We start from the raw sequence: 12,965 nt of genomic DNA on the forward strand, positions 1-12,965 counted from the left end.
CCGATGATTATTCAAAAATATAAAATTGTTTTTGCAGGTTCAATGGGGGCAGGAAAAACCGAAGCGATCAAAGCATTATCTGAAATTCCTGTTTTAGCGACCGAAGCATATAATACTGACCAAGAACGCCATCAGAAACTTAATACTACCGTAGGTATTGATTATGGTGAGATTACCCTTGAAGATGGGAACAAAATTGGGTTATATGGCACACCTGGGCAAGGTCGCTTTGACTTTATGTGGGGCGTCATCTGTCAAGGTGCGATAGGCACCATTATTTTGATTGATCATAGCAACCCTAACAGCCTTGAAGAACTTCAATATTATGTCGATATTTTCAAAAAATATGATGATAACATTGTGATTGGTATTAGTCATTTAGATAAAAATACAGACATCTCTAGCCACAAATACCGCACTTGGCTCATCGAAAACAATTTGAATTATCCATTATTTTTTGTCGATGCTCGCCAAAAAGATGATGTGCTCATGTTACTTGAAACCGTTATTACCACGTTAGAAATTAAATATTTATAGAGAGAATAGAATGCTGAATATCGCTGAACAACGTAGTGCGCCAGATGAATTAATCGATTTTACCAAAGCCGAAATTCATGATGTTTTAATGAATGTAAAAGGAATTGATTTCATTATGGCATGTTCAACCGATGGTTTTGAATTATGCTCGGTGTATCGCAAAAACACCTATAACTCAAGCAAACTTGCAGCTGTCAGTAGTTCTATTTTAGCCATGGTCAGCGCTTTTTTAGGTGAAATCGAATTGGTCGGTTGTAATAGTATTACGCTTGATGCAGAAAATGGTAAAGCAGTTTTAACTGCTGTCCCTGCTGCAAAACATCCCATGGTTTTAGTCACTTTAGCCGCAAAAGATATTTTATTAGGACAATTACTTTATAATCTAAAAACAGCGAGCAATAATATTGCAGCACATAGTTCATAAATTATTTTTAAAAGCCATTTCAAGTGAAATGGCTTTTATTTTGCGCTTCGATCAATCTTTATTGTGTAGCAAATGCAATATTTAGTAAAACTTGGCGCTTTTTCACCTGTTGGCCAATTTGTGCAATGATTTCCTCAACAACACCATCACCATCTGATTTAATCTGTTGCTGAATTTTCATCGCTTCTAATACAATTAAAGTCTGACCTTTTGTTACCGTATCACCAACATTCACCAAAATATTAATCATTGAACCATCCATCGGCGCACGGATCTTGCCATCCCCTGCCACATCAGAGGTTTCAGGTGCAGCATAAGTAACATTTTCAATACTAATATTGCCATTGACTGCATCTAAGTACAGACGATGACCATCCAAAACATAGTCAATTGAACGGCGTACACCATTTGTAGTGTAAAACAATTTTTGTGCAGTTTGCTCAAGAACTTGGATTGTAAAAATCTGACCGCAAATTTCAACTTCAACCTGATTTTGATCACGTTTCACCAAAAGCTGTAATTGTTGATCATCATGTTTGAGCTTTAATGGCAACGACAAAGCGATCCCTGTATTCCAACTACGATTGCTTGAGGCATTGGTGAATAATGCTGCGCTCACCGCCAAATGCTCTAAGACCAAAGTTTGCTTATGTAAGCTTACATCATCTTGGAAATGTTCTTGGATAAAAGCGGTATTGGTATCGCCTTGGACAATAATGGGATGCTTTAATAAATTCACCAAAAATTGCTTATTGCTATTTACCCCCAACAACACACAATCATTGACTGCTCGTGCCAAAAGACGAATCGCATCCTGACGAGTTTTTCCATAAGCAATGACTTTTGCCACCATCGGATCATAGAATGGGCTGATTTCATCTTGGCTCAATAAACCATGATCAATTCGGACATTCGGTAAATGCGCAGGCAACCAACGCTGTACTTGCCCTGTTTGTGGTAAAAAGTCCTGACGTGGATCTTCGGCATATAAACGCACTTCTATCGCATGACCTGTCAACGTCAACTCAGATTGTTGTAAGGGCAATGTCTCACCATTAGCAACTCGGAGTTGCCACTCTACTAAGTCTAAGCCTGTTACTAACTCAGTCACAGGATGTTCTACTTGCAAACGGGTATTCATTTCTAAGAAATAAAATTCACCTGATTGGTCAAGTAAAAACTCAACTGTTCCTGCACCGACATAATCACATGAACGCGCTGCGGCAACGGCTGCCTCGCCCATTTGCTGACGTAAAGTTTCAGTCATGACAGGACACGGTGCTTCTTCAACAACTTTTTGATGACGACGTTGAATCGAGCAATCACGTTCAAAGAGATAGACATAATTACCATGCGTATCACCAAAGACTTGAATTTCCACATGACGTGGTGCGATTACCGCTTTTTCAAGAATGAGCTCACCTGAACCAAAGGCATTTTCTGCTTCAGAACGTGCGGTTTTCAATGCTTCGACAATATCAGCAGCACTTTGCACCAAACGCATGCCTCGTCCGCCACCGCCTGCCGAGGCTTTGACCATCAATGGATAACCAATTTGATTGGCTTGTTGTTCTAAATATTCAATCTCTTGCTGATCACCTTCATAACCGGGGACGCATGGCACACCTGCTTGAATCATCGCGATTTTTGAAAGACGCTTACTGCCCATCAATTCAATTGCAGGCGCAGGAGGTCCAATAAAGGTGATGCCATTTTCAGCACATGCGGCTGCAAATTCTGTATTTTCAGATAGAAATCCATAACCAGGATGCACTGCATCAGCACCAGTTTTTTTACAGGCTTCGATAATATTTTGAATCGACAGATAAGATTCTGAAACCTTAGATGCACCGATATATACAGCTTCATCGGCAACTTGCACATGACGTGCATGACGGTCTGCATCGGAATACACCGCTACAGTTTCATAGCCCATTGCCCGTGCTGTTTTCATTACGCGAACAGCAATTTCACCACGATTCGCCACCAATACTTTTGAAAATGCCATTCTCGTTTTCCCTATTCTTGGTTTTATATTTTGTTCTATAAGTTTGGATGTGAATTACCCACCATCAAACCAACTTGGATTGCGTTTTTGAATAAATGCCATGGTACCTTCCATGCCTTCTTCACTACCTACCGCATTGGCAAATTGTTGCGCGGCATCATCCAACAAACTGTTGAGTGGCTCATTCAATGTACGATGCAATAAAGCTTTGGTAACACGAGAAGCATGCGGTGCTATGCGTTTGATTTGCTGAATGGTTTCAGCCAATAAAATTTCTAAATCGGCAAGATGATCTGCCACTTCATGCACCACCCCCACTTTAAGCGCTGTCTGTCCTTCAAAGCGATTGCCCAATAATGCCAAACGACGTGCTTGCGTTAAACCGATGCGTTTCACCACAAAAGGCGCAATCTGTGCAGGAATGACGCCCAAACCTGTTTCGGGCAAACCAAACTTTGCATCAGTAAGACTAATGGCGATATCAGACACACATGCCAAACCAAAACCACCACCCAAAACCGCACCTTCAAGCACAGCCACCACTGTTTGTGGTGCTTGATCAACCTGTTCAATCATATAGCCAAATTGACGGTTAAAATCTGCATAAGGTTGGTTTGAACCTGCACTGGCAGCTTCGCCACGCAGTTGCGCCATGTCTTTGATGTCACCCCCTGCGCAAAAATGTCCACCTTTACCACGTAGAATCACCGCACGGATCGAAAGATCATTTTCAATGGCTTTAAACACTTGTTGAATAGTTTTGACCATATTTAAACTCATGGCATTACGACTTTCTGGTCGGTTGAGCCACACGCTTAAAATACTTCCCTCTTGTTCCAATTCAATACTGTCATCAAATTGTTGTGAAGTGAGAGCGGCTGAAAGTGTCATACGCATTCTCCTTATTTACGCTTTGACGGCAAAATATCCATCAATTTACAAATAATGCCGAGCATGATTTCATCTGCACCACCACCAATTGAACCTAAACGACCATCACGATACAGTTGCGAAGCAGGGTTATCCCACATAAAACCATTACCCCCCCAAAACTGTAAGCAACTATCAGCCACTTCACGGGTTAAACGCCCTGCTTTGAGTTTTGCCATAGATGCAATCTCAGTGGCATTGCCACCTTCCAAATGAATCTGACAGGCACGATAGGTCAAGGCACGTAAAGCTTCGACTTCCGTCATCATTTCTGCAAAACGGAAATGTACATATTGGTTATTAATCAATGGCTGACCAAAAGTAGCTCGCTCTTTGGTATATTCAATGGTTTGTTTAATCACATGCTCCAAACCACCAATGGCATTCGCTGCTGCCCACATACGTTCCTCTTGGAATTGCATCATCTGCATCATAAAGCCCATGCCTTCAGCGCCCACCAAGTTACGTTGTGGAACACGGACATTGTCAAAATAGACTTGAGCAGTTGTGGTTGAACGCATTCCCAATTTATTTAATGGCTCTGAAAAACTGATCCCAGCACTTTTTGCAGGGACAATAATCATCGATTTATTGACATGCGGTTTATCGTCAGATGTATTCGCAAGTAAACAGAAGAAATCTGCTTGCAGTGAATTGGTGATCCACATCTTGCTTCCGTTAATAATGTAATCATCACCGTCTTTTTTTGCTGTGGTTTTAATGGCTGCAACGTCTGAACCTGCATGCAATTCTGAAACTGCAATCGAAGCGACATATTCCCCTGCAATGGCAGGTGTCAGAAATTCATCACGCAATTCTTTACTGCCAAAACGCGCCAAAGCAGGTGTTGCCATATCGGTTTGTACACCAATCGCAAGCGGTACACCACCACATGCTGCTCGTCCCAACTCTTCTGCAACAACCAAGTTATAAGAATAATCTAAACCTAAACCACCATTTTCTTCAGGTTTACAAATGCCCAATAAACCCAAATCTGACATTTTCTTAAATACATCATGAATCGGGAAAATACCTTCCGCTTCCCATGTTGGAATGAATGGATTCAGTTCAGTTTCAACAAACTGGCGTGTGGTACGGCGTAGTGCTTCATGTTCTGGAGTAAATTTCATTGTTTTGTCCTAAATTTATTTTTAATGTTCCATATCATCGTTTTTCAACGATCAATTTTTGATTTTCAAAATCTGGATACGCCAAATTTTGATGCATTCAATTGACGGGCTCTTGACTCATAAATTGTTTTAAATAGAAAAATAAGTACTTTACGTGTGTCTCGTGGGTCAATAATGCCATCATCATGCAGCATGGCCGTATTAAATAAAGCAGTAGATTGCTGCTCTAATTTGACCGCTGTACTTTGTTCTAGAAAATCTAACATTTGTGCATTGGGTTCCATACCCGCAGCTTTTTGCTTTTCTTCAGCCACAATACGTAGAACCTTACCTGCCTGTGCAGAACCCATCACAGCGACATGAGAATTTGGCCATGCAAAAATAAAGTCTGGATCTAAAGGGCGACCACACATCGCATAGTTTCCTGCACCATAAGAACCATGCGCGACTATAGATACTTTTGGAACGGTACAATTAGCTACTGCTTGGATCAATTTCGAACCATGTTTAATAATACCGTTCTGCTCCGCATCTGTTCCCACCATAAAACCTGTGGTGTTATGCAAAAATAATAACGGTCGCTGTGTCTGCTCACAAAGATGAATAAATTGTGCCGCCTTTGCAGCGCCTTGTGTGGTAATTGGGCCATTGTTAGTTATGATGCCAATATTCAAGCCACCGATTTTTGACCATCCACATACCGTATGTGAGTCGTATTCTTGTTTAAACTCGAGAAAGTCTGAATCATCGACCAGACGGGCAATAATCTCTTTCATCTCTAAAGGTTGCTTTGGATCAGTGGGAATAATGCCCAGTAGTTCTTCAATGGCGTAACGCGGTTCTTTATAACTTTCACTCAGTGAATGCGTTTGTTCCTTCCAATTCAAATGTTCAAGAACTTCACGCGCGATTCGTAAACCATCAGCATCATTTTCAGCTAAATATTCTGCAGTACCTGCAACTTGAGCATGCATTTCAGCACCACCCAATTCTTCAGCACTTGCCACTTCACCTGTTGCAGCCAATAACAAAGGTGGTCCAGCTAAAAACATCTCGGTCTTTTTACGCACTGAAATGACGTAATCCGATAAACCCGGTTGATAGGCACCGCCTGCTGTAGCATTACCATGTACCACAGAAATCTGCGGAATACCCATTGCTGACATACGTGCTTGATTAGCAAAAGTTTTACCACCATCAGTAAATACTTCTGCCGCATAGGTTAGGTTTGCCCCACCACTTTCAGTTAAAGCCACGACAGGAAGTTTCTGCTTCATGGCAATTTCTTGGATACGTAGCGTTTTACGGACACCCATCGGGGAAATTGTGCCCCCTTTAATTGCACTATTGCTTGCTGTGACTAAACAGCGTACACCACTGACAAAACCAATGCCTGCAAGAATTCCCCCACCTGCATCTGAACCATCTTTATCATCATGCATGCCATAGCCGACCAAACCGCATAGTTCTACAAAAGGTGAATCTGCATCTAAAATAAGGCGAACACGTTCATGCGGTAAAATTTTACCGCGTTTATCAAACTTCGGTTTGGCGGCATAAGATTTTTCAATACTCTTATTTTGCACAGCACGAACTTCGGCAATTTGAGCTAAAAGTGTTGCCTTATTTTGTTCATATTGTTCACTTCCCACAGCAATTTCAGATTGGAGAATCGTCATGAATTTTCCCCTGTAGATTTATTGTGTTGTGTTTGCTTCTGCTCTTGCGCTTGGGTAGAGCGTTGCTCTACTTTTCCAAGCTCATCTTTTAATACATCTGGTATAAAGGCACGATGGAAACCATTGAACGAGACACTATTGGTTGCATCAGCCAGTGGATACATTCGTGTACCTTGTGAAGCTGCACCATCCACTCGTAGTGTTACCCCTGAAATAAAACCTGCTGCTTCTGAAAGTAAATAAACAATTGCCGATGAAATTTCTGACTCCGTACCCATACGTTTTAAAGGCACATTACCAGCAAGACTTGGAATAATAAATTTGGCAAAATCACCCGAATAATTGTCCATACCCGATGATACAATCCAACCCGGTGCAACACAGTTGACTCGAACACCTGAACGTCCCCATTCCACCGCAGCCGTTTTTGTTAAATTATCCACGCCTGAACGTGCCGCACCTGAATGCCCCATCCCCGGCATTCCGCCCCACATGTCTGCTGCCATATTGACAATGCTACCGCCATGTTTTGCCATCCATTGGTTATAGGCTTCTTTCATTAAGTAAAATGTTGAATGCAGGTTATTACGTACCACTGCATCAAAACCATTTGCTGAGATGCCTTCTAAATTTGACGGAAATTGACCGCCCGCGTTATTCACCAAGCCATCGAGCTTGCCGAATTTTTCAAGCACTTCGGCAATCATGTTTTTGACTTGCTGTTCTTCACGGTTATCACAAACGATAAAATGAACCTTGCCACCATCTTCCGTGATTTCAGCACTGACTTTTTCCAATTTTTCAATTTTGCGTCCTGTGATCACCACTTGCGCACCCAATGCCGCCAACTCATGTGCAGTACAACGCCCGATGCCTGACCCACCACCTGTCACAATAACGACTTTGTCCTGAAAAGCATCTGATCTAAATATTGAGTGATAATGCATTTTTTATTTCCAATTTGTTTTCTTTGATTTCCTTGAATCTCTCCCCTTGCGCAGTAATACTGCTCACCTTTTCCAAAGGGGGTTAGGGAGATTTAAAACTTGCAGGCACTTTCACAGGCATATCCAACAACTGCTGTGCAAAAGCTTTGCCCTGTGGATCAATACGCAGACTCGCAATACCACCACCACCTAAAGCATTTTCCAATAGAATGTTTAAGGCACTAAAACCTTCAATCTCATAGCGAATGACTTTGCTTGTTTCAGGATTCAGCACGTGTTGCATATATTTCGCGACATTTTCAGAGGTCAAATTGGCGCGAATCCATGGTAAAAATTCAGGCTGACGTGCGATAACCCCGATATTGCTGTGATTACCTTTATCACCACTGCGTGCATGGGCAATATCCACCAATGCCACTTCGACTTCATCGCCAGTAAATTGTGCTACCTCACCGACAGGTAGTTGTGTAAATGATTGATCTGTTGAACCTTGCGGAATCTCTACATTTTGACGCTGACCATTGATGTCTATTTCAACATTGAGCTTTGATTTATCAACAAGGAAAGAGAACAATTTGATTACAGGTGAAGCTTTGGGACGACCGCCGACAATACCCGCCAATGCAGGTGCCATGCCTGTAGAGGCTTGTGCAATTTCCGAAGCAAAGAACATACATGCTTCTTTAAACATGTGTTTCACTGCGATTTTCACCACAACTTCACGACTATCTGTATGTCTTGCATTTGCTCCATAGGTACTTTCAATACCCAAAATTTCCACCGATTTTTCTTGAAATGGTGGAACAGAACGCAAAGCTAAAACGCGTTCACACTTATTTAAAATAGCATCGGCAATGACTTGTGCCTTTTCAGGGGCTTCACGCCCTGCGATTAAGAAACTGACTAAAACACGATAGCCATCAGGATAGGTTGCGCTGACTTTGTATTGTTGCGTTGGCGCACGACCTGTTGCACCTGTCACTAACACTCGGTGCTCAGCGACTTGTTCCAATTTGACCTGACTGAAATCACAGCTTACATCAGGTAATAAATAAGCTTGCGGATTGCCAATTTCATAAACAATCTGTTCGGCAACCGTTGCGGTTGAAACCAAACCGCCTGTACCTTTGGGTTTCGTGACAATAAAAGAGGCATCTTCTTTGACTTCAACGATGGGAAAACCCATATTGTCAAAACCTTCAACCAAACGCCAATCGGTAAAATTTCCGCCTGTACATTGCGCACCACATTCAATGATATGTCCTGCCAATGAACCCTGCGCAAGCTTGTCATAATCATCAACTGACCACTGATATTCATGCATCAAAGGTGCAAGCACAACGGCTGAATCAACCACACGCCCTGTAATCACAATATCTGCACCTGCATCCAAGGCATCACGAATTGGAATCGCACCGAGGTAAGCATTACAACTTGCTAAATGACTTGGCAGCTCTTCGCCACTGAACATTTCTTTGATATTTTGGCTCTTTAATTCAGCCAAATTCGGCATCAGGTCATCCCCCAACACCACAGCCACTTTTAAATTCAGACCTTGTGCTTCAATCACTTTTTGTAAAGCATCACGACATGCCAATGGATTTACCCCACCCGCATTGCTGATCACTTTAATGTTTTTTTCACTGATTTTTTTCAGCAATGGCGTCATGACACGACTGACAAAATCAAGCGCATAGCCGTGTTCGGGATTGGTCATCATGGCTTTTGCCATAATGGACATGGTGATTTCTGAAAGATAATCAAAGACTAAATAATTGATATCGGATAAATGTACCAATTGGAATGCGGCGGTATTGGTATCTCCCCAAAAACCAGAAGCACATCCAATTTTGACTATACGTTGATCTTCCATTTTCGCACCCTTTCCACAGCTCGATTATTTTCATTGTTGTGAATAAAATTTATACTTTAATCTACCAAGCAAGCGCTTGGTTTGTAAAGTACAAAATGTTATGCTGAATTGGCAAATGTGTTTATTTTGCTATAAAAAACCATAAGCCATTCATTTATTTGGAAAAAATACCGATGATTGCCTGCTCCATAAATGAAATTCAACCCATTGCCTGCTTCGATGCAAGTGCTCGTGGGCGTTTATTACAAGGCGCTGCCTATTTATTTCATAAGCAAGGTTATGAAAAAACCACGGTGCGTGAGTTGGCAAATTTTATTGGGATTCAGTCAGGTAGTTTGTTTCATCATTTTAAAAGTAAGGATGATATTCTTGCCAATGTGATGCACGAAACGATCATTTATAACCATGCACGTTTGTTGGATGCAACTGCACAATCGGATGATGCTGAGCAACAATTGAAGCATTTAATCAAAGCAGAATTGACCTCCATTACAGGCGATACAGGTTCGGCAATGGCGGTTTTGGTCTATGAATGGTTTGCACTGTCGAAAGAGCGTCAGGATGAATTATTGAAACTGCGTCATGATTATGAGCAAATTTGGCTCAATGTGATTGAACAATTACGCCTACAAAATAAAATTCAGCATGATGCTTTTATTTGGCGACGTTTACTCGGTGGTGCGATTGCATGGACGGTGACGTGGTATAACCCCAATGGCAAAATTTCTTTGGAGCAATTGACGGAAATGGTTTGGGAAATGGTGATGAGGTAAAATAAATAAGATAATTGAACCCAATTAACGAGTATACCTATGCTTATCAATCTCATCGTTCTAAAAGTAGAAAATATCGAACGATCTAAAAATTTTTATCGCCAATTTGGACTTGAATTCCAAACAGAACAACATGGAAATGGACCTCAACATTATTCTTGTATGATGAATGGACTCGTTTTTGAAATATATCCTGCCGCCACTGATCTAAGCAATTTAACGCAAAATATAAGATTAGGTTTTCACGTTGAAAACTTAGTTGAATTACTGAAAAATATGATTGATATTGAAAAAATAATATTACAGCCTCAACTCACTTCATTTGGCTTTCGAGCAGTCATTATGAATAATGATCGACATATCATCGAATTAACTGAACGATCTAAATAAAAAACTAAACGACATCACTTAACGCACCTCATTAAAAAGTTATTTTTCTTGTCATTCATTTTTGCTAATCTACTGACTTTAAAATAATTAAACTAGAACAATGAATCCAGTCCAACATGCTCAAATTTCACAAAAACGCAGGGGTGGCGAACTCGAAGATTATATCGACATTCACGCCTTAATCGACAGCACTAAAATGCTCTGTACCGACAACCGTCATCGAATTTTGCATACTTTTTGGTCTGTGCAAGAAGTCATTATTCCAATTTTTGGTCATCATTTTCAAAACAGTGCAGGCTCAAGTATTGAAGTCAAAGACCTCTGTGAAAAAGATCATTTATTGGTGGATTTTCATCATCGCTTTATTCCAACTTTGGGCGATTTTGTGGCAGCAATGCAAGATATTCCAACCGAAGGTTTAGCCAAACGCTTAGAAAAATTCCATACCGAAGTCATTGATGACCCAAAACTTTCAGCCACTCTACTTTCCCCCTTGTCAGTGACAGGTCAGCTCAAGTCTTTACTCATCACACATAACAGTTGGTTTATTAACACTATTTTACCCATGATGGGCAAAAGTGAAGCCAAGTTCATCGAGTTTGATATCACCCCTGCCATGTTTTTCAATCCGATGCGCTTTGAACTGTGGATGGACAATGGCACGGTTGTTCCACCAAGTGCATTAAAACTTCAAGAATTGAAAACAAAAATTGCTTAATTCTATTTTTAGAAAAGGAAAAAATACTATGACCACTCAATACGTCATCCGCCACAATGACTTTGCCTATAATGATGAATGGTATCAAACCCACAGCCCAATTTTAGGGGCAATACAAGCGGTTTATACAGATAAATCTGAAGCCGAAGCAGCCTATAAACAACTGATTGTAGAAGCTTTATATCAGAATGAAGACCTAAGCAATTATGATATTGGCAACGGCTATGCAGATGATGCAACCTATGAAAATTTAGAAGCCTTTGTACTAGAAAAAACAGGCGAAGAATTTGACACAGATGATGAAATTCCAGACATGGAACTAGAGGATGCTTTTCAATTTGCACAAATTGCAGGCATTTTACATTACCAACTGATTGAAATTGATCAAACTCAACCGATTCACATCCTTTGGTCAAATACACAAAATGATTATCTCAAAGGAGAATATAACAATACTTTTGATAGTCTCGACGAAAATTTTGCGGATCGAGAGGATTTAGATCTGTATATTTTTGAAGATGATTTTACTCAAGATGTCATTGGGCACGACTTAAATGAATTAAGTGATAGTCCTGAATTATTAAAAAATCTTATCCATACCCTTTCAGACATCACCTATGATGTTGATACAAATAGCATCACTGAGATTGATTGGTACAACCTTGCTTTCACCGACTTAAAATCACTCAATGCATTACTCAAACAACCCATTTTTGAAGTGAGACAAATTAGCTTAGAACAACTCAGTAAAATCAACAATGGAGAAGAAGATGAGTAATAACAAATATGTGATTCGCCATCAATCATTTGGTTATAATGATGAATGGTATGTGCTTGATTGGGCAATGCAAGGGGCAATTAAAGCGGTCTACAGTGATCAACGTGAAGCTGAAGAGCAGTATAAAAAATTGATTGTACGTGCCTTATATCAAGATGATTACTATAATTTTTCCATTGCAAATGGCGAAGGTGATGACCAACAATATATAGCCATTGCAGCCTTTATTTTAGAAAAAACGGGCGAAGAATTTGATGGTGAATTGATTCCCGAAATGAATGAAGATGATGCTTTTGAGTTTGCTAAACTTTCAGGCATTTTGCATTATCAGCTCATTGAAATTGATGATTCATTACCGAATTACGTACTTTTCAACCTAGCAACCCAAAGCTATGTCTATGCCTCTACACCTGAAGAATCCGTACTCTTAACAGGTCAAAATGAACTATTTTTATTTGATGATAAAAACTATGTTGATGATTATTGGCAAGAACAAACCATTAACGATTTTTTTGCTGATCTAAAACTTGAATTGAATGGTACATTAGAAGAACTGAGTGATTCACCGACATTATTGCAACAACTCATTGATGATAATTTTTGGCTCAGTTATGAAAATCAACAATTAAAAGTCAAAAGTTTTGCTGACCAAGACTCATTTAATTGGATCAAGTCACTCAATGCTTTGCTGAAAGACCCGATTTTTGAAATTCGTCAGGTGACATTAGAAGAACTCGCAACACTCAATTAAACATTTCTTAATATCACAGATGAAATG

13 protein-coding genes are annotated in these 12,965 nt (G+C 40.3%); 7 read left to right on the forward strand and 6 right to left on the reverse strand.

Going from position 1 to position 12,965, the window contains the following annotated elements; genetic code table 11:
* Positions 1–3 precede the first annotated feature (3 nt).
* Complete coding sequence (locus tag HUV91_RS12865; protein ID WP_130074992.1) at positions 4–537, forward strand: GTP-binding protein; 534 nt, start codon at positions 4–6, stop codon at positions 535–537.
* A 10-nt stretch (positions 538–547) separates the two neighbouring features.
* Entirely contained in the window at positions 548–961 is a 414-nt protein-coding gene (locus HUV91_RS12870) for a roadblock/LC7 domain-containing protein (protein WP_130074991.1), read from the forward strand.
* 58 nt (positions 962–1,019) lie between these two features.
* Here the strand turns inward: HUV91_RS12870 and HUV91_RS12875 are convergent, their stop codons facing one another.
* The 6 genes from HUV91_RS12875 to HUV91_RS12900 form a co-directional block, all read right to left on the reverse strand.
* Entirely contained in the window at positions 1,020–2,969 is a 1,950-nt protein-coding gene (locus tag HUV91_RS12875; RefSeq protein ID WP_174493677.1) for an acetyl/propionyl/methylcrotonyl-CoA carboxylase subunit alpha, read from the reverse strand.
* 54 nt (positions 2,970–3,023) lie between these two features.
* A complete protein-coding gene (locus HUV91_RS12880) occupies positions 3,024–3,860 on the reverse strand; it encodes an enoyl-CoA hydratase/isomerase family protein (protein WP_174493678.1) in 837 nt (278 codons plus the stop codon).
* An 11-nt stretch (positions 3,861–3,871) separates the two neighbouring features.
* Positions 3,872–5,029, reverse strand: a complete 1,158-nt coding sequence (locus tag HUV91_RS12885; protein ID WP_174493679.1) for an acyl-CoA dehydrogenase family protein — start codon at positions 5,027–5,029, stop codon at positions 3,872–3,874.
* A gap of 65 nt (positions 5,030–5,094) precedes the next feature.
* On the reverse strand, positions 5,095–6,708 hold the full coding sequence (locus tag HUV91_RS12890) for an acyl-CoA carboxylase subunit beta (RefSeq protein ID WP_174493680.1): 1,614 nt from the start codon (positions 6,706–6,708) through the stop codon (positions 5,095–5,097).
* Positions 6,705–7,655, reverse strand: coding sequence for an SDR family oxidoreductase (locus HUV91_RS12895; RefSeq protein ID WP_174493681.1), 951 nt, complete (start codon positions 7,653–7,655; stop codon positions 6,705–6,707). Before HUV91_RS12895 ends, HUV91_RS12890 begins: the two co-directional genes overlap by 4 nt.
* 82 nt (positions 7,656–7,737) lie before the next feature.
* Positions 7,738–9,528 (reverse strand): acyclic terpene utilization AtuA family protein, encoded by a 1,791-nt coding sequence (locus tag HUV91_RS12900; protein WP_174493682.1) that lies wholly within the window; start codon positions 9,526–9,528, stop codon positions 7,738–7,740.
* Between the two features lie 173 nt (positions 9,529–9,701).
* On the opposite strand from HUV91_RS12900, the gene HUV91_RS12905 reads away from it, so the two are divergent.
* From HUV91_RS12905 to HUV91_RS12925, 5 genes are all read left to right on the forward strand, one after another.
* The gene (locus HUV91_RS12905) at positions 9,702–10,301 is read left to right on the forward strand and encodes a TetR/AcrR family transcriptional regulator (RefSeq protein ID WP_130074984.1); all 600 of its coding nucleotides are present in this window, start codon (positions 9,702–9,704) and stop codon (positions 10,299–10,301) included.
* A gap of 39 nt (positions 10,302–10,340) precedes the next feature.
* The gene (locus HUV91_RS12910; RefSeq protein WP_174493683.1) at positions 10,341–10,691 is read left to right on the forward strand and encodes a VOC family protein; all 351 of its coding nucleotides are present in this window, start codon (positions 10,341–10,343) and stop codon (positions 10,689–10,691) included.
* Between the two features lie 100 nt (positions 10,692–10,791).
* Positions 10,792–11,409, forward strand: a complete 618-nt coding sequence (locus HUV91_RS12915) for a DUF6915 family protein (protein ID WP_174493684.1) — start codon at positions 10,792–10,794, stop codon at positions 11,407–11,409.
* A 28-nt stretch (positions 11,410–11,437) separates the two neighbouring features.
* Complete coding sequence (locus HUV91_RS12920) at positions 11,438–12,187, forward strand: hypothetical protein (RefSeq protein WP_174493685.1); 750 nt, start codon at positions 11,438–11,440, stop codon at positions 12,185–12,187.
* Entirely contained in the window at positions 12,180–12,938 is a 759-nt protein-coding gene (locus HUV91_RS12925) for a hypothetical protein (protein WP_174493686.1), read from the forward strand. The genes HUV91_RS12920 and HUV91_RS12925 overlap by 8 nt, the downstream gene beginning before the upstream one ends.
* Positions 12,939–12,965: the final 27 nt, after the last annotated feature.

The sequence above is a fragment of the Acinetobacter sp. Marseille-Q1623 genome (assembly GCF_902809895.1).
Taxonomy (GTDB): Bacteria; Pseudomonadota; Gammaproteobacteria; order Pseudomonadales; family Moraxellaceae; genus Acinetobacter; species Acinetobacter piscicola_A.